Origin of the sequence: Actinomadura fulvescens, from assembly GCF_039533225.1 — a bacterium.
Lineage (GTDB): Bacteria > Actinomycetota > Actinomycetes > Streptosporangiales > Streptosporangiaceae > Spirillospora > Spirillospora fulvescens.
This window is the reverse complement of the sequence record NZ_BAAATD010000015.1, coordinates 113,120-130,617: the sequence shown is the minus strand read 5'-3', so window position 1 is coordinate 130,617 and position 17,498 is coordinate 113,120. Positions and strand designations below refer to the sequence as shown.

Sequence of the window (17,498 nt, the reverse complement as noted above, 5' to 3'; positions counted from 1 at the left end):
GAACGTAGTCACCTGTATGGCCGGATAGCCCCTCAGATGAACGTTTGACCGGAAACACCAGCCATAATCCGGTCATGGACGAACTTGATTCGGAGATCGTGCGCCTCCTCCAAACGGATGCGCGCCAGTCCAACCGCGAACTGGCCAGGCGCCTCGGCATCGCCCCGTCCACCTGCCTGGAACGGGTCCGGTCACTCACCCGGCGCGGCGTGATCCGCGGCTACCACGCCGACATCGACCTCGCCGCGCTCAACCGAGGCGTGCAGGCGCTGGTCTCGATCCAGGTACGGCCGCTGAACCGCTCGGTCATCAACACGTTCAAGGAGTTCGCCTCGGGCCTGCCGGAGGTGATCAGCGTCTTCGTCGTCGCGGGCGGCGACGACTTCCTGCTGCACGTGGGGGTGCGGGATCTCGACCACCTGCACTCGTTCCTGCTCGACCGGCTCAGCAAGCGCAAGGAGATCGCCGGTTTCCGCACCTCCGTGATCTTCCAGCAGGTCCGCAATCCCGCGCTCAGCCGGCTGGACGACGCCGCCGGCTGATCACGCTCGGCTGGACGACGTCACCGGTCGAGCACGGCCGCCTGGACGACGTCACCGGTCGATCACGGCCGCCTGGTCGACCTCACCGGTTGATCACCGCTGATCGTCCTCGGGCAGGCGCGTGCGGGCGAGCTCGATGAGCGCTCGGGCGGCGGGGCTCGTCGGCCCTCCCGACCGCCAGGCGAGCGCGATCCGCCCGGTCATGCGGGGCCGCGTGATCTCGATCAGCCGCAGCCCGTCGCGGTAGGCGAGCGCGGCCGAGCGCGGCAGGACCGCGACGCCGAGGCCGAGCGCGGCCAGCTGCGCGAGCATCGGCGGGTCACCGATCTCGAACGAGACGCCGGGCGTGAAGCCGGCGGCGGCGCACGCCTCGTCGATGATCGCGCGCAGCCCGGTGCCCTTCGGCAGGCAGATGAGCGCCCGGTCCCGGAGGGCGGTCAGCGGAATCGTGTCGCGCCGGGCCAGCGGGTCGCCCGGGGCGACGACGGCGACCACGTCCTGCGCCAGGATGATCTGGGTCTCCAGGCCCTCCGGCGGCGTCGTGCCCATGCTGATGAAGCCGAGGTCGAGCCGGCCGGCGCGGAGCGAGTCGATCATGTCGGCGGCGCGGGACTCGGACAGGGTGATCTCCACCTGCGGGTGGTCCCGGTGGAAGTCGGCCAGCAGCCCGGGCAGGTCAAGGATCTTCATCCATTCGATCACCCCGACGGTGACGTGCCCGCGGACCAGCCCGGTCAGCTCGTCCACCACGAGCCGCGCCCCGGCGACCGCGGACAGGGCGGCCCGCGCGTAGGGCAGTACGGCCTTGCCCGCCTCGGTGAGGCGCACCGTGCGGCCGGAGCGGTCGAACAGCGGTTGCCCGAGCTCGCGTTCGAGCTGGCGGATCTGGGCGCTCACCCCTGGCTGGGCGACGTGCAGCCGCGCGGCGGCGCGGGTGAAGCTCGCCTCCTCGGTGACCGCCACGAGGTATTCGAGCTGCCGAAGCTCCATAACCAACGATGCTAGCAGCGAGAAGATCTATCTCTTGGACTTCTGGCAAACCGGACGGCAGGGTGGATAACGCAAGGCACCACATCGAGGGGGAAGCAAGCATGAACGACTTCGAGACGCTGGCCGCGCGCGTGGACGGGACGGTGATCCGGCCCGGCGACGACGGCTACGACGGCGAGCGCGTCGGCTACCAGCTCGCCGGACCGCACCGGCCGGAACTGATCGTCGCGGCCGTCTCCGCCTCGGACGTCCGGGCGGCGGTGGAGTACGCGGGCGCGCACGGGCTGCCGGTCGCGGTGCAGGCCACCGGGCACGGGATGCCCGCCGACGCGACGGGCGGCCTGTTGATCAGCACCCGCCGGATGACCGGCCTGAGCGTCGACGCCGGGTCCCGGACGGCCTGGGTTGAGGCGGGGGTGCGCTGGGCCGAGGTCGTCCAGGAAGCTGCGCGCCACGGCCTCGCTCCGCTGAACGGCTCGTACCCCGGCGTAGGCGCGGTCTCGTACACGCTCGGCGGCGGCGTCGGCCTGCTGGCCCGCCGCTACGGCAACGCCGCCGACCGCGTCCGCCGCGTCGAGGTCGTCACCGCCGACGCCGCCCTGCGCACCGTCACCCCGGACACCGATCCGGACCTGTTCTGGGCGCTGCGCGGCGGGCGCGGCAACTTCGGCGTCGTGACGGGGATGGAGATCGAACTCGTTCCGGTCGACACGATCTACGGCGGCGGCCTCTACTTCGACACCGATCTCGCGGCGGAGGCGCTGCGGACGTTCCGGGAGTGGTCCGCCGGCGTCCCCGACGAGATGACCTCGTCGATCGCGCTGATGCCGTTCCCGGACGTTCCGCAGATCCCCGAGGTCTTCCGCGGCCGCCATGTCGCGCACATCCGGATCGCCTACGCCGGTGATCCCGCCGAAGGCGAACGCCTCGTCGCGCCCCTGCGCGCCCTGGGGCCGCGCCTCATCGACACGGTCGAGACGATGCCGTACGCCAAGAGCGCGACGATCCACAACGAACCGGATCAGCCGATGGCCTACCGCTCCAGCCACGTTCTCCTGAACGAGCTGAGCGCGGAGTCGGTCCAGGCCGTGCTCGACCTGACCGGGCCGGGCGCCCCCGAACGGGCCATCGTCGAAGTACGCCACCTCGGCGGCGCGCTGGCCGCGGCGCCCGCGATCCCGAGTGCCGTGGGCCACCGTGGCGCGCAGTATCTGATCGGCGTGCTGACCAAGCTTGAGCCTTCGGAGACGCCGGGCGCCCCCGAGCCGGTCCACGGCGCCTTCGCCGACGTCATGAAGCCGTGGGCGACGGGAGGCCGCCACCTCAACTTCCTCTTCGGCGACAACGCGACCGAGGAGCAGGTGCGCGCCGCGTACGAGCCGGAGGACTACCGGCGGCTGGCCGAACTGAAGGCGGTCTACGACCCCAGGGACATGTTCCGGCTCACGCACCACATCCGTCCGGCGGCCTCATAACGCTGTCGACGACATGCCGCGAGCTAGGACGCGTCCCCACTGGACGCGTCCTCGCTCGCCGCGTCTTGGCCGGGCTCGCGCACGTGCGCGGCGGTCAGCATCTCGTCGGCGACCTGGAGAAGGGCGGCCCGCTTCTCCTCCATCGGCCCCTCCATGGCCTGCACCGCGAATCCGCCGAAGTAGACGGTGAACAGGGCGCTCACCGAGCGGACGCGCCCGACGACGTCCGCCTCCTGGTCGATGATCAGGCGGGCGAGTGACTGCATCCGGTCCTTGAAGTCCTCGCCCGGACGCATGTCGCGCATGGCCGCCTGGTTCTCCTGCAGGAAACGGAAGAGCGGTGTGCTCCCGGCGAGCTCCTCGTTGAGACGCCGGAGCAGCTCGCGCCGGGTCTCCAGGGTCGGCGGCTCCCCCTCGGCCCAAGCGATCAGCTCGTCGAACGACGTGCCGAGCCGGTCGAAGAGGCTGAGGACGATGTCCTCCTTGGTCTTGAAGTGGTAGTAGAGCGCCGCCTTGGTGACCTCCAGCCGTTCGGCGATCTCGCGCAGCGATGTCTTCTCGTAGCCGTGTTCGAGGAACAGCTCCAGAGCCGTGTCCTGGATGCGCTGGCGCGTGTCCTTGCGGCGGGTCTGCGTCTTGGCCACGACACGCTCCTTCCCCGTGGGCCTAGGTCGATGGTCGGAGCCTAACTTACTTGACGCCCGGCTAGTTAGCGCCGTACGGTCGCCCAAGATAACTAGCCGGGCGGCAAGTAAGTTGCGCTCCGGCCTCGCCCCCAGGAGCCGTTCATGTCCGAAGTGCCGGCCGTCACCGCCGAGTCACCACCGAAGGCCAGGAACCAGTACGTCGTCCTCGGCGCCGTGCTGATCGCGATGATGCTGGCGTCCCTCGACAACCTCATCCTGGGCACCGCGATGCCCACGATCGTCGGCGACCTCGGCGGGATGGCGCATCTGTCCTGGGTGGTCACCGCCTACACCCTGGCCACCGCCGTGTCGACCCCGGTCTGGGGCAAGCTCGGCGACCTGTACGGCCGCAAGGGCGTCTTCCTGACCTCGATCGTCATCTTCCTCATCGGCTCGGTGCTCGCGGGCGTGTCCCAGGACATGACCCAGCTGATCGCGTTCCGTGCCGTCCAGGGGCTCGGCGGCGGCGGGCTGATGGTCGGCGCGTTCGCGCTGATCGCCAGCCTCTTCCCGCCGAGCGAGCAGGGCAGGTACCAGGGCATGATCTCGGCCGTCATGGGGCTGACCATGATCGGCGGCCCGCTGATCGGCGGTTTCATCACCGACAACCTGAGCTGGCGCTGGTGCTTCTACGTCAACCTCCCGCTCGGCGCGCTCGCCCTCGTGATGGTCGCGACCGTGCTCCACCTGCCCAAACAGCGCAGCGAGGCGCGCATCGACTACCTCGGCGTGGCGCTGCTCGGCACCGCGATCGCGTCACTGGTGCTGGCCACCACCTGGGGCGGCAACCAGTACGCGTGGGACTCGGCCACGATCGTCGGCCTCGGCGTGCTCACCGTGACCACGGGCGCCGCGTTCCTGTTCGTCGAACGCCGCGCCGCCGAGCCGGTGCTGCCGCTCGGTCTCTTCCGCAACCGCAACTTCACCCTGGTCACGCTGATCGGTTTCATGCTCGGCGTCATGATGTTCGGCGCCATGACCTTCCTGCCCCTCTTCCAGCAGGCGGTGCAGGGCGCGTCGGCCACCAACGCCGGGATCCTGATGATGCCGGTCTTCCTGTCGATGGTGCTGATCAACGCCTTCGCCGGCCCGTTCATCACCCGGACCGGCGACTACAAGCCGATCGTCGTCGCCGGCGGCGCGCTGATCACGACCGGCATGCTGCTGCTCTGCCGGATGGACACCGGCACCAGCCGTCCGATGTCGATGGTCTTCATGGCCTTCCTCGGCGCCGGGATGGGCTGCCTGATGCAGACCACCATGATCATCACGATGCAGAGCGTCGAGCTGAAGGACATCGGCGTCGCCTCGTCCACCGCCACCCTCTCCCGCACGATCGGCGGCTCGATCGGCGTGGCGGTCGCGGGCGCGCTCTTCAACGGCCGGGTGCGGGAGGTCATGGCCGACCGCGGCGCGGCCTCCGGCGCGAGCGAGAACGCGCAGCTCGACTCGGCCGCGCTCGCCAAGCTGCCGGACGCCGTGCGCCACGTGTACGAGCAGGCGGTGGCGGCCGGCACCAGCCAGGTGTTCCTGCTGGCGACGGCCCTCGGCGTGCTGGCCTTCGCCGCGACCTGGTTCGTCCAGCAGGTCCCGCTCAAGACCCCCGCCGACCGGGCCGCCGAACAGCGGCCGGTCCCGCCGGACGAACGCGCGGCCGACGCCGAGCTCGTCACGCCGGGACGGGCTCGGTGAGGACGCCGTCGCGCGGGCCGGGCACCCGGCCCGCGCTGTCGAGCACGTGGGGTGGACCATGCGCGGCCCCGGGCGATCAGCCGGACGTGGCCTCGGCCGCCGTGCGCCGGGCGGCCTGGCGGCCGATGACGTGGCGGACCAGCATGGTGAGGACCTGCTTGCCCGACTCGCGCCGGCGTACGTCGCAGAGCACGACGGGAATGTCCGCGCCCAGGTCGAGCGCGGCGGAGATCTCCTCGGCGGTGTAGTCGTAGCCGTCGTCGAAGCAGTTCACGCCGATGATGAACGGCAGGCCGCGTCGCTCGAAGTAGTCGACGGCCGGGAAGCACTCCGCCAGCCGGCGCGTGTCGGCCAGCACGACGGCGCCGAGCGCGCCCTCCGCGAGCTCGTCCCACATGAACCAGAACCGGTCCTGGCCCGGCGTGCCGAACAGGTAGAGGACGAGCCGTTCGCTGAGCGTGATGCGGCCGAAGTCCATGGCGACGGTCGTCGTGGTCTTGCGTTCCACGCCGGAGGTGTCGTCGACGCCGACGCTCTGCTCGGTGAGCAGTTCCTCGGTCTGCAGCGGGCGGATCTCACTGACGCTGCCGACCAGCGTGGTCTTCCCGACTCCGAAGCCGCCCGCCACCAGGATCTTCACCGGGTACGGGACCGTTTCAGAGGGCTTCGAGTCCATGCAGCACTTCCCTGAGCAGTTGTTCGCTGACGGTCCCGTCGTTGTAGACCGTCTCCTCGCGCCGGGGGCGCACCACACCGATGAGGCTCTGGTCGAGCAGGTCGCCGAGAAGCACCCGCACGACGACCAGCGGGAGCCGCAGCTGCCCGGAGATCTCCGCGACGGGCAGCGGCCGCTCGCACAGGTCGAGGATGGCCAGGTGCTCGGGCCCGATCCCCTGCTGGCCGTACGCCGGACGTCCCCGGGTCTCGACGACGGCCATCATGTCGAAGCCCTCGCGGGTGACCGGGCGGGCCCGCCCGCGCGTCAGCGCGTACGAACGCACGAGGGGACCGGCCTCCTCGTCGAACCACTCGTGCCCGGGTCCGGCCATCACCTGATCACGACTCCTCGCCGCCCTCCACAGGCTCGGCACGCCCGCGCCTGGTGCCCGCCTGGATGGCCGACATCATCGAGCGGACTTCGTCGGGCGAGCGTTCGGTGCGGGCTTCGACCGGCGCCGGAAGGACCAGCTCGCCCGTCGTGCCCGTGGCGTCCCTGCGCAGCTGTGGCGCCAGGTTGGCCTGGCGGACGCGCTGCGGCAGGGCGGGCCGGGCCCCGGCGGGGTCTTGCGGGTCTCTGCGGCGGGTCGGGAGCTCGGGCCGTTCTCCCGGCGGCACCGGCGGCAGAGCGGACTCGGGCGGCACCACCGGCGCGGGCGAACGTTCGTCGAACACCGGCGGCGGCACGGAGGTGACCGGCGGGCCGGTGGGCGGCGGCGCCTGCGCCCGCAACACCTCGGGCTGCGGCACCTCGGGTTGCAGCGCCTCCGGCTGCAGAACGCCAGGCCGCGGCACCTCGGGCTGCGGCGGCTGGGAGCCCGCTTCCAGCGGCAGGCGCAGCAGCGAGCCGCCCGTGCCGGGGCCGAGCTCGGGAAGGGGACCGGTCCCCTCCCGCAGGCCGTGCGACACGCCGGCCGGGACGCGCGCGTCCTCGGCTCGGCGGGTGAGGGCGGCCGGTCCCGCGTCGAGCTCGTGCTGCTCGCCCAGCGTGACGATGTCGAGCGGCAGCAGGACGATCGCTGTCGTGCCACCGTACGGGGACGCGCGCAACGACACCTTGACGTTGTGGCGCCGCGCGAGGCGGCCGACCACGAACAGGCCGAGCTGCGCGGTGTCGGACAGGTCGAAGTCGCCCGTGGAGGCCAGCCGCTCGTTGGCCGCGGCGAGCGCCTCGGGCGTCATGCCGAGGCCGCGGTCGTCGATCTCGATGGTGAGGCCGCGCGCCGCCTGCTGCCCGCTGACCTGGACGGTCGTGTGCGGCGGTGAGAAGATCGCGGCGTTCTCGATGAGCTCGGCGAGCAGGTGGACGATGTCGGCGACGGCGATGCCGGCCACGGCCGCGCTCGGCATCGGCGCCACGTTGACCCGCGTGTAGTCCTCGACCTCGGAGGCGGCGGCGCGGGCGACGTCCATGGCCGCCACCGGGTTGCGCCAGGCCCGGCCGGGCGCCTGGCCGGACAGGATGATCAGGCCCTCGGCGTGGCGCCGCATGCGGGCGGCGAGGTGGTCGACGCGGAACAGGTCCTCCAGGTCCTCCGGCTCGGTGATCCGCCGTTCCATCGCGTCGAGCAGGCCGAGCTGGCGGTGCAGGAGCGCCTGGCTGCGGCGGGCCAGGTTGACGAAGACGTCGTTGATGCTGCGGCGCAGGGCGGCCTCCTCGACCGCGCCCTGGATGGCGGTGCGCCGCGCGGCGTTGAACGCCTGGCCCACCTGGTCGATCTCCGCGGTGCCGAACGCCAGCGGCGGCGCCTCGGCCGCGACGTCGACCTCCTCGCCGCGGCGGAGCCGCCGGATCACCCGGGGCAGCCGGACGTTGGCGAGGTCGAGCGCCTCCCGGCGCAGGCCGGACAGGTCGCGGATGACCGAGCGGGCGACCCAGATCGCCAGCACGATCGAGACGATGACCGCGACGAGGCCGAGCGCGCCGGCGACGACGAGGCGCAGCATGATGCGGTCCGAGATCGGCTCGGCGCGGCGCTCGGCGGCCTCGGCCAGGGCGAGCTCCAGGCCGCGCAGCCGGGTGAGGTTGGAGTCGGCGGTCGTCTTCCACAGCACGTCCGCGCCCGCCTCCGGCTTGCGGCGGCTCAGCCCGGCGAACCGGTCCTCCAGCACGCGGAGCCGGCCGTACTCCGGCGTCCCGGTGATGCGCTGGAGGTAGGTCCGCTCGGCGTCCGTCAGCTCCGGGGCCGCGAGGTTGTAGAGGGTACGCTGGGCGCCGACCATCCGGCTGAACTCGGCGCGTTCCGACGCCGTCACACGGCCCGCCGCCAGCGCGCCCGCCAGCAACGCGTCCTCCTGGGAGAGCATCTCGCGAGCACGGACCAGCGCGACCTGGTTGCGCGCGTCCCGGGCCACGTCGGCGTTGCGGAGCGTGGACAGCGCGCCCTGCAACGTTCCCAGGTCGGTGATCAGCGCCGTGTAGTTGCCGAACGCCTGTGCGCGCGTCATGCGCTTGCGCTCGACCGCCGCCCGCGTGGCCGGGAGCCCGTCGAGCTGCTCGACGATCCGGCCCGCCAGCCGTTTGGCCTGCGCCGAGGCGGCGTCCTGGGCGCCGCGGTCGGCGGCCAGCCGGCGGAACAGCTCGGCCTGCCGGTCGGTCACCAGCCGGCCGGACTCCATCGCCGCCTGGTCGCCAGCCGTGCCGCTGCCGAGGAAGACCGCCGACAGCCGGCGTTCGGCCTGCAGCGCGCTCGCGAGCGCGCCGGACGGATAACCGAAATGGTCGTGAACGGTGTCCACTTTGCGCAGGTTCAACCCGTCGCCCAGCGTGAGGCTCGCCGCGAACGCCCACAGCGCGCTCAGCGACACCAGCGACACCAGCACCAGCGCCACGACCTTGAAGCGGACGGATCTGAACCGGCCCGGTCCCGATCGGCCACGCCGATGACCAGCTCCCGAACCCACTCGGCGGCCCCTTGTTCGCACAGCGGAAGGCTTTCAGTCGGTGACGGATAGCGACGAACCCAGGAGAGGCTACTACCGAAGCGATCTATATGGGCTTCTATGTCGAGAATTTTGGCGATCAAGACGAGATAACGCGAATCGCACCCCGTGGCGACCCTCCGTGCCCCTAGACTCCGTCGATCGTGATCAACGTTCGATCCGTACGCCTCGTCCGCACCGTGCTGACGGCCGTCCTGACGGCCGCCGCGGCCGTCGCCTGCAGCGGCGGCGATCCGAAGGGAGAGGCGGCCCCACCCGCGATTCCGGTCCAGCAGGAAATCGGCCGCGGCGAGGGCCGGCTCAACCTCGTCGTCTGGGCCGGCTACGCCGAGAACGGCTCGAACGACAGGTCCGCCGACTGGGTCACCCCGTTCCAGCGGGCGACCGGTTGCAGGGTCGACGCGAAGATCGCCGACACCTCGGACTCGATGGTCGCCCTCATGAAGACCGGCCGCTACGACGGCGTCTCGGCGTCCGGCGACGCGAGCCTGCGGCTCATCTACGGCGGCGACGTCGCGCCGGTCAACACGGGGCTGCTTGCCAACTACGGCGACATCGCGGGCTACCTCAAGAACCAGCCCTACAACTCGGTGAAGGGCCAGATGTACGGGGCGCCGCACGGCTACGGCGCGAACCTGCTGATGTACCGGACCGACAAGTTCGCCCAGCCGCCCACGTCCTGGAACGTCGTCTGGGACCCGCGTTCACCCGCCGCCGGTCACGTCGCCGCCTACGACTCGCCCATCTACATCGCCGACGCCGCGCTCTACCTCAAGGCCCACCGGCCCGACCTCGGCATCGAGGACGTCTACGCGCTCGACCAGAAGCAGTTCGACGCGGCCGTGGACCTGCTCAAGAAGCAGCGGCCCAGCATCAACCAGTACTGGCACAACTACCTCGACGAGGTCCAGTCGTTCAAGAGCGGCGACAACCACGCGGGAACGTCGTGGCAGGTCATCGCCAACCTGGCCAAGGACCAGAAGGTCCCGGTCGACACCACCATCCCCACCGAGGGGGCGACCGGCTGGTCGGACACCTGGATGATCTCGTCGAAGGCCCAGCATCCGAACTGCATGTACCGGTGGATGAACTGGGTGACCTCGGCCCGCGTCCAGGCGCAGGTCGCGCAGTGGTTCGGCGAGGCCCCCGCCAACCCGAAGGCGTGCCGGTTCACCGCGCCGGGGTTCTGCAAGAACTTCCAGGTCGGCGACGCCGCGTTCTACCGCCGCATCGCGTTCTGGCGGACGCCGGTGGCCGACTGCGGCGACGACCGCGGCGCCTCCTGCGTCGACTACGACGGCTGGGCCCGCGCCTGGACCCAGATCAAGGGCTGACCCGAAAGGCAAGGAGATCCATGAAGTTCAGCTACGCGATGCTCCCGGACTACCCGCTCACGGAGTCGCTCGCCTCCATCAGGCTCGCCGACGAGCTCGGCTTCTACGCCTGTTACGCGGCCGACGAGCCGTGGCACAAGGACCTGTGGCTGCTGTTCGCGGCCGCCGCGGCGCAGACCTCCCAGATCCGCCTCGGCCCGAGCGTCTCCGCCGTGACGCTCCGCGAGCCGACGCTCATCGCGCAGGCCGCCGCGACCCTGGACGAGCTCACCGGTGGCCGCGCCGAGGTCGTGCTGGGCAGCGGCAACTTCGGGGTGCTCGCCCAATACAAGATTGACTGGACGAAGACCAAGCCGCTCACCCGGGTGAAGGAGGCCGTCGGGGTCGTCCGGACGCTCCTCGACGAGGGCACGATCACGCGGGACGGCGAGTTCTACTCCTACGACGGCCTGTTCACGTTCGCCCGCCCGGTCCAGGAGCACCTGCCCGTCAAGATCGGTGCGATGCGCGGGCCGAAGTCGTTCGAGGCGGCCGGCGAACTGTCCGACGGTGTGCACCACGCGCTGTCCTACTCGCGCGAGGCGTACGACTACGCGGTGAAGCACTTCCGCATCGGTGCCGAGCGCGCGGGCAAGGACTGGCGGTCGATGGACATCGGCGCGTGGGTGGTCTTCGCGACGGGCCCCGACTCGGCCGCCGCCAAGGAGGCCGCCCGCAGCATGGTGGGCCTCTACGCCTCGGCGATGCCCGCCGAGCAGCTGGAGCGCAACGGGGTGAGCCCGGCGGACGTCGCGCCGATCATCGAGGCGATCGGCGGCGGCGACCTGGCCAGGGCCATCGAGCTGACCACCCCGGACATCACCGAGAAGCTCTCGCTCGCGGGCACCCCGGCCGAGGTCACCGCCAAGATCGAGAGCGAGATCGCACCGTCCGGCGTCAACCACATGATCCTCGCCATCACCGACAGCGCCCTGGTGAAGTCCTTCACCGGCCGCGAGGTCGCCGGCGTCGCGGACGTGAACACCCAGCTCCGCCTCATCCACGACGAGATCATGCCGTCGTTCTCCTGAGCCTGCCCGAGCACGGCCTGAGCACGGCCTGACCCGGGCTCCCGCCGCCGCCCTTCCCGGCCGCGGGAGCCCGGGAAAGTTCTTCGAAAAAATTCCCCGGATCGCGATGAGTCCGCGATGAGGGGCCGGTCTATCCCGACGAGACACAACGGATGCAGCTGGAGCACCGCTCGTCACGAAGGGAAACACCACCATGGCCGCCCACGCCACCACCGCCGCCCCCGCCACCGACCGCCGCACCGTGCACCGGGTGCTGTGGGGCTTCCAGATCGTCCTCGGCCTGTTCCTCGTCATCGCCTCGGCGTCGCCGAAGTTCGCCGGCCAGAAGGACGCGGTGGAGACCTTCACCAAGATCGGCTGGGGTGACTGGTTCATGTACGTCACCGGCGCCGTCGAGCTGGCGGGCGGCATCGGACTGCTGGTCCCGCGCCTCGCCGGCGCCGCCGCGACCGGGCTGATCGGCGTGATGACCGGTGCGATCATCGCCCAGTGCACCGCGCTGGACGCGCCCGAGCTGGCCGTCCTGCCCGCGGTGATGGGCGTCATCTTCGCGGTCATCGCCTGGAAGCGCCGCACCGAGACCCGTGACCTGGTGCGCCGCGTCACCGGACGCTGAGGACCGGATGCCCGAACGAACGAATGCCCGTACGAACGAAGTCGACGGACAACCCGTGCCCACGGAGGCGCACGGGTTGTCCGTCGTGTTCGTTCGTCCGGACCGCCGGCCGTTCATGACCGCGCGGGGCGGGCGGCCACGGCCGCCAGAAGGCCCGCGGCCTGGAGGACGGCGATGAGGATCACACCGGCGCGGAACCCGCCGGCCCCGGATCCGCCCAGCGTGTAGGCGAGCGCCGCCAGGGACGGGCCGACCGTGAACGCCAGGGTCCGGACGGTCATGCTCACGCCGCTGCCCGCACCGACCATGTCCGGCGGGGTCGCGGCCAGGATCGCGGTGTTGTTGGGCACGTTGAACAGGCTCTGCCCCAGGCCGATCAGAGCCAGGCGCCAGGCCAGGTCCACGACCCCGGCGTCCGGGCCCAGGGTCAGGGTCAGCAGCGTTCCGGCCAGGCTCAACGCGGCGCCGGCGGTGGCGACCAGCCGGACCGGGAACCTGTCGGCGAGGTTGCCGCTGATCGGTGAGCCCGCCGCGAAGGCGCCGACGAAGAACATCAGCGCGAGACCCATCATCGACGGGCCGCCGTCCACGACGTCCGACACGTAGAACGGCAGGAGGAAGAGCGTCAGCCCGATGTAGGAGGCCAGAAGCAGAAGACCCAGCAGTGGCAGGCCGAACGCGGGACGCCGGGACAGGGTGAGGATCGGACGGGAGCTCGGAAGGCGCGTCCACCAGACGCCCAGTCCGATCGCGATGACGGCGAGGACCGCGGCGAGGGCGAACGCGTCGGCCTCGACCCGGTCGAAGGCCAGAAGCAGCGCCGTCACGGCTCCGCCGAGGATCAGCGTGTCGCTGTACAGCGCGCGGTCGGGCCGCGGCAGGGCGCCTTCACCGCGCGGGAGGACCCGGTAGCCGAGCCAGAGAACCACCACCAGGATCGGCAGCTTGAGGAGGAGAACGGGCCGCCAGCCCAGGCCGTCGGCGACGAAGCCGCCGATCGACGTGCCCGCCATCGCGCCGAGAGGCATGACCGTCGCGACGTAGCCGAGGGCACGGCCGCGCCGTTCGGGCGGCACGGACGCGGCGACGATCGGCATGTAGACGGCCGCGACGGCGGCTCCGAGGACTCCCTGGAGGACGCGGGCGACCACGAGCAGCCAGAACGTCGGGGCCGCCGCCGCCAGCACGCTGGAGATCGCGACGCCCGTCACCGCGTATAGGAAGACCTTCCGGGCGTCGGCGTGGTCGACCCAGCGGCCGAGCGGGATCGCCAGCGCGGCCGTGGGCAGCGCGTACGCCAGGATCACCCACTTGGTCGCGGCGGATCCGACGTCCAGTTCCGATCCGATGGCGGGCAGGGTGACCGAGGAGAGGCTCAGTTCGAGGGTGACCATCAGCATGGCGAGCGCGGTCACCATCACGGGCGCCCAGCGCATGGGCGGGGCCGGGGTGCCAGGGGCTTCGAGGGCTTCAAGGGAGAGGTTCTTGTTCATGGCGGTGACGCTAGGAACCGGCGTGTCCGGGTCGCCTCTGTCGCGTGACCGGGTCGGGGCCGACCGGGCCGACCCCAGTCACCTGACGGAGGCGAGCGGGTGATCGACATTCCTAGCGTGAGGGCATCGAACGAAGGGAGTGATCGACATGCGTGCCATCCGACTGCACGAGTTCGGCCCGGCCGAGAACCTGCGGTACGAAGAGGTCGACGACCCGGTGGCGGGCCCCGGCCAGGTGCGGATCGCCGTCCGGGCCGCCGGGGTCCACCTGCTGGACACGGCGGTGCAGGCCGGTGACGCCGACGGGTTGCCCTTCCCGCTGCCCGATCTTCCCGTCACCCCGGGCCGCGAGGTCGCCGGGATCGTCGACCAGGTCGGCGAGGGTGTGAACGAGAGCTGGCTGGGCAGGCGGGTCGTCACCCATCTCGGGCTGGTCAACGCCGGTTACGCCGAGCTCGCGGTGCGCGAGGCCGATGCGCTTTTCGAGATCCCGGACAGCCTGGACTTCGGGACGGCCGTGGCGATGGTGGGCACGGGACGGACGGCGCTGGCCATCCACCACATCGGCGCGGTGACACGTGACGACGTGGTGCTGGTCACAGCGGCGGCGGGCGGGATCGGGCTGCTGCTCGTCCAGGCGGCGAAGGCTGCGGGGGCCACGGTCGCCGGCGTCGCGGGCGGGACGGCCAAGGTCGAACGAGTGCGGGCGGCGGGCGCGGACGTGGCGGTCGACTACAGCGTGCCCGGCTGGTCCAAGGAGGTCGAGGACGCGCTCGGCGGGCGGGCCGTGACGCTGGTCTACGACGGGGTCGGCGGAACGGCGGGACGCGAGGCGTTCGAGCTGCTCGGGTTCGGCGGCCGGATGCTGCTGTTCGGCTGGTCCTCCGGGACGATGACCGAGCTGACCACCAGGGATCTGTTCGACAAGATGGCCGAGGTCACCGTCGCGCTGGGAACCCGGCTGGTGAACGTGCCGGGCGGCCTCCGGGCCATGCAGGAGAAGGCCCTGGCCGAGGCCGCGGCGGGACGGCTCGTTCCGGCCGTGCAGAGCTTCCCGCTACGGGAGGCGGCACGGGCGCACACCGAGCTGCTCGGCCGGGGCACGGTCGGCAAGGTGGTCCTGGTCCCGGACTCCCCGGCCGTAGGGCCTCGGCCGTAAGGCCTAGGTCCGGCGCCTGATCCGGTCAGGTCATTCAGGGCGTACGCTCCTGACCATGCTGCATGGCAGAGCCGACGAGATCGCCCAGTTCGACCGGATGCTGGCCGGCGCCCGTGACGGGCGCAGCACCGCCGTGGTCGTCCGGGGCGAGGCGGGCATCGGCAAGTCGACCTTGCTCGGCCACCTAGCCGATGCCGCCGCCCCGGAGTTCCAGGTGCTCCGGGCCGTCGGTGTCGAGGCCGAGAGCGACCTTCCGTTCGCCGGGCTCAGCCTGCTGCTGAGCCGGGTCACCGACCGGGTAGGCAAGCTGCCCGAGCGCCAGGCGCACGCGCTGAACGGGGCGCTCGGGCTCGCCGAGTCCGGTGCCGACCGGTTCCTGATCGGGCTGGCCGTGCTGACGCTGCTGGGCGACCTCGCCGAGGAACGCCCGCTCCTGGTGCTGCTGGACGACGCGCACTGGCTCGACCCGGCGTCGGCGGACGCGCTGCTGTTCGCCGCGCGGCGGCTGAACGCCGAGGGCGTGGTGCTGGTCTTCGCGGCCCGTGACGTGCATGCGCCTCCGTTCCCGGCGCCCGGCCTCGACGAGCTGAGGCTCACCGGGCTGGACGCGGCGGCGGCGGCCGAGCTGCTGGCCGAGCACGCCGGTGACCTGCCGCGCTATGTCCGCGACCAGATCATGGGCGAGGCCCGGGGCAATCCGCTGGCGCTGCGCGAGCTTCCGGCCGCGCAACGCGAGGGCCGGATCGGCGAGTATCTCGGCGCGCTGCCCCACACGCGCATCCAGCAGACCTTCGCCGAACGCATCGCGGCGCTCCCCGAGCCGACCCGGACCGTGCTGGCGGTCGCCGCCGCCGAGGGCACCGGCGACCTCACGCCCGTGATCGCCGCGGCGTCGCGGCTCGGCGCGCGGATCGAGGACCTCGAACCCGCCGAACGCAGGGACCTCGTCCGGCTGGCGGAGGGGCGGCTGGCGTTCCGGCATCCCCTGATCCGGGCCGCCGCGTACCAAAGCGTCCCGGTCGGCACCCGGCTCGCCGCGCATCGTGCCCTCGCCGACGCGCTGCCCTGCGTCGGCAACATCGACCGGCGCGCGTGGCACCTCGCCGCCGCCACCAGCGAGCCCGACGAGTACGTGGCGTCCGTTCTGGAGGAGACCGCCGAGTTCGCGCGGGCCCGCGGCGGATACGCCGCCGTCGCCGCCGCGTACGACCGCGCGGCCCAGCTCAGCGTCGAGACGCCCCACCGGCTGCGGCGGCTGGCCCTGGCCGCCCGGGCCGCCGCCGACGCCGGGCAGCTGCACCGGGCCGCCGAGTTCGCGGGCCTGGCCGGTTCGCATGTGACCGAGCCGCTGATGCGGGCGGAGCTGGCCCAGGTGCGGGCGCTGGACACCTACGTGCGCGGCCTGCCCAAGACCGCGCACGCGCTGCTCGTCGAGGGAGCGCTGGGCGCGGCCGGGCAGGCGCCGCGCAAGGCCGCGTTCATGTTGTTCGACGCGATGGGCGTGATCTACGCGACCGGCGACGCCGCCGCCACGCAGGAGACGGCGGCGCGCATCCGCGGGCTGCGCCTGGAGCCGCGCTCGGAGGTCGGCCCGTTCCTCGACGCCGCGATCGCGATGGCCGACCTGGCGGCGGGCGACCCGGCGTCCGGCGTTCCCCCGCTGCGCCGCCTGCTGGCGGACGGCGGCGCGGCGCTCGCCGGGCTCGACCTGATGGAACGGGCGTGCGCGATCGAGTGGGCCGTGCTGACCGGCGACCTCCGGCTGGCCGACGACCTGTCCACCGCGCTGGTCGCCGACTGCCGCGAGCAGGGCGCCGTCGGGGTCCTGCCGGAGACCCTCCGCACCCTCGCCCGTGTACGGCTGTTCCGCGGCGCCCACCAGGACGCGCGGGCGTCGGCCACCGAGGCGCTGCGGATCGCCCAGGACACCGGTCAGAGCTACTACGCCGACGATGTGCGCGGCATCCTCGCCGTGCTGGGAGCGGTCGAGGGCGACGAAGCGGCGGCCCGGGACCTGGCCGCCGACGAGGTGTGGTCGGCGAGCGCGCTCGCCCTGCTCGACCTCGGGCTCGGCCGCCACGACGACGCGCTCCGGCACCGCGAGGAGCTGGGCGCGGGCGTCGCGCTGCACGACATCGCCGGGCTCTACACGCTGCCCGACCATGTCGAGGCCGCCGCACGGGCGGGCAGGCCCGAACGCGGCGCCGCCGCCCTGGAGCTGTTCGAGGCGTGGGCGCACGCGACGGGAACCGCCTGGGCCGAGGCGGTCGCGCTCCGTTCCCGTGCGCTCCTCGCCCCCGAGGACGAGGCCGGTGCCCTCTACGCCCGCGCCGTGGAGCTCCACCAGAACTGCGGCCGCGCGTTCGAGCGCGCCCGGACCGAGCTGCTCTACGGCGAATGGCTGCGCCGCTCAGGCCGGCGCGGCGACGCCCGCATGCCGCTGCGTTCGGCGTTGGACGCCTTCGAACGGCTCGGCGCGGCGCCCTGGGCGGAGCGCGCACGCGGCGAGCTGCGCGCGACGGGCGAGACCCGGCCGGCGCGCGGCACGCCGGGCATCGCCGACAGGCTGAGCCTGCTGACCCCGCAGGAGCTCCAGGTCGTACGCCTCGCCGCCACGGGCCTCACCAACCGCGACATCGGGGCACAGCTCTTCCTCAGCCCGCGGACGGTCGGCTATCACCTCTACAACGCCTACCCGAAGCTCGGCGTCTCATCGCGCGGCGAACTCGCGCGCCTGGAGGCCCTGACGGCGGCCTGACCACCGCCGCCCGACCGCCGCCC

General features: G+C 72.2%; 14 protein-coding genes. 8 read left to right on the top strand and 6 right to left on the bottom strand.

Features of this window, described 5'->3' with window-relative positions:
- Positions 1-74: 74 nt before the first annotated feature.
- Complete coding sequence (locus ABD333_RS39760; protein WP_344547791.1) at positions 75-542, top strand: Lrp/AsnC family transcriptional regulator; 468 nt, start codon at positions 75-77, stop codon at positions 540-542.
- Positions 543-635: 93 nt separating this feature from the next.
- Here the strand turns inward: ABD333_RS39760 and ABD333_RS39755 are convergent, their stop codons facing one another.
- Complete coding sequence (locus ABD333_RS39755) at positions 636-1,532, bottom strand: LysR family transcriptional regulator (protein WP_344547790.1); 897 nt, start codon at positions 1,530-1,532, stop codon at positions 636-638.
- Between the two features lie 101 nt (positions 1,533-1,633).
- On the opposite strand from ABD333_RS39755, the gene ABD333_RS39750 reads away from it, so the two are divergent.
- Positions 1,634-3,007, top strand: a complete 1,374-nt coding sequence (locus tag ABD333_RS39750; RefSeq protein ID WP_344547789.1) for an FAD-binding oxidoreductase — start codon at positions 1,634-1,636, stop codon at positions 3,005-3,007.
- A gap of 23 nt (positions 3,008-3,030) precedes the next feature.
- Here the strand turns inward: ABD333_RS39750 and ABD333_RS39745 are convergent, their stop codons facing one another.
- Positions 3,031-3,651, bottom strand: coding sequence for a TetR/AcrR family transcriptional regulator (locus ABD333_RS39745; RefSeq protein ID WP_344547788.1), 621 nt, complete (start codon positions 3,649-3,651; stop codon positions 3,031-3,033).
- Positions 3,652-3,795: 144 nt separating this feature from the next.
- Here ABD333_RS39745 and ABD333_RS39740 point away from each other — a divergent pair, with 144 nt between their 5' ends.
- Positions 3,796-5,385 carry an MDR family MFS transporter gene (locus ABD333_RS39740; protein WP_344547787.1) on the top strand — a complete coding sequence of 530 codons (1,590 nt, stop codon included), beginning with the start codon at positions 3,796-3,798 and terminating at the stop codon, positions 5,383-5,385.
- Positions 5,386-5,461: 76 nt separating this feature from the next.
- Here the strand turns inward: ABD333_RS39740 and ABD333_RS39735 are convergent, their stop codons facing one another.
- Genes ABD333_RS39735 through ABD333_RS39725 form a run of 3 tightly spaced genes read right to left on the bottom strand, consistent with a single transcriptional unit; the run spans position 5,462 to position 8,934 of the window.
- A complete protein-coding gene (locus ABD333_RS39735; protein ID WP_344547786.1) occupies positions 5,462-6,061 on the bottom strand; it encodes a GTP-binding protein in 600 nt (199 codons plus the stop codon).
- The gene (locus tag ABD333_RS39730) at positions 6,042-6,434 is read right to left on the bottom strand and encodes a DUF742 domain-containing protein (RefSeq protein ID WP_344547856.1); all 393 of its coding nucleotides are present in this window, start codon (positions 6,432-6,434) and stop codon (positions 6,042-6,044) included. Before ABD333_RS39730 ends, ABD333_RS39735 begins: the two co-directional genes overlap by 20 nt.
- A gap of 7 nt (positions 6,435-6,441) precedes the next feature.
- A complete protein-coding gene (locus ABD333_RS39725; RefSeq protein ID WP_344547785.1) occupies positions 6,442-8,934 on the bottom strand; it encodes a nitrate- and nitrite sensing domain-containing protein in 2,493 nt (830 codons plus the stop codon).
- A gap of 254 nt (positions 8,935-9,188) precedes the next feature.
- On the opposite strand from ABD333_RS39725, the gene ABD333_RS39720 reads away from it, so the two are divergent.
- From ABD333_RS39720 to ABD333_RS39710, 3 genes are all read left to right on the top strand, one after another.
- Entirely contained in the window at positions 9,189-10,379 is a 1,191-nt protein-coding gene (locus ABD333_RS39720; protein ID WP_344547784.1) for an ABC transporter substrate-binding protein, read from the top strand.
- A 20-nt stretch (positions 10,380-10,399) separates the two neighbouring features.
- Complete coding sequence (locus tag ABD333_RS39715) at positions 10,400-11,449, top strand: LLM class flavin-dependent oxidoreductase (RefSeq protein WP_344547783.1); 1,050 nt, start codon at positions 10,400-10,402, stop codon at positions 11,447-11,449.
- 193 nt (positions 11,450-11,642) lie between these two features.
- A complete protein-coding gene (locus tag ABD333_RS39710) occupies positions 11,643-12,065 on the top strand; it encodes a DoxX family protein (RefSeq protein ID WP_344547782.1) in 423 nt (140 codons plus the stop codon).
- A gap of 113 nt (positions 12,066-12,178) precedes the next feature.
- Here ABD333_RS39710 and ABD333_RS39705 read toward each other — a convergent pair whose 3' ends face one another.
- Complete coding sequence (locus ABD333_RS39705) at positions 12,179-13,558, bottom strand: MFS transporter (RefSeq protein WP_344547781.1); 1,380 nt, start codon at positions 13,556-13,558, stop codon at positions 12,179-12,181.
- Between the two features lie 148 nt (positions 13,559-13,706).
- Here ABD333_RS39705 and ABD333_RS39700 point away from each other — a divergent pair, with 148 nt between their 5' ends.
- Both ABD333_RS39700 and ABD333_RS39695 read left to right on the top strand, forming a co-directional pair.
- A complete protein-coding gene (locus ABD333_RS39700) occupies positions 13,707-14,717 on the top strand; it encodes a zinc-binding dehydrogenase (RefSeq protein WP_344547780.1) in 1,011 nt (336 codons plus the stop codon).
- Between the two features lie 55 nt (positions 14,718-14,772).
- The gene (locus tag ABD333_RS39695) at positions 14,773-17,475 is read left to right on the top strand and encodes an ATP-binding protein (RefSeq protein ID WP_344547779.1); all 2,703 of its coding nucleotides are present in this window, start codon (positions 14,773-14,775) and stop codon (positions 17,473-17,475) included.
- Positions 17,476-17,498 lie beyond the last annotated feature (23 nt).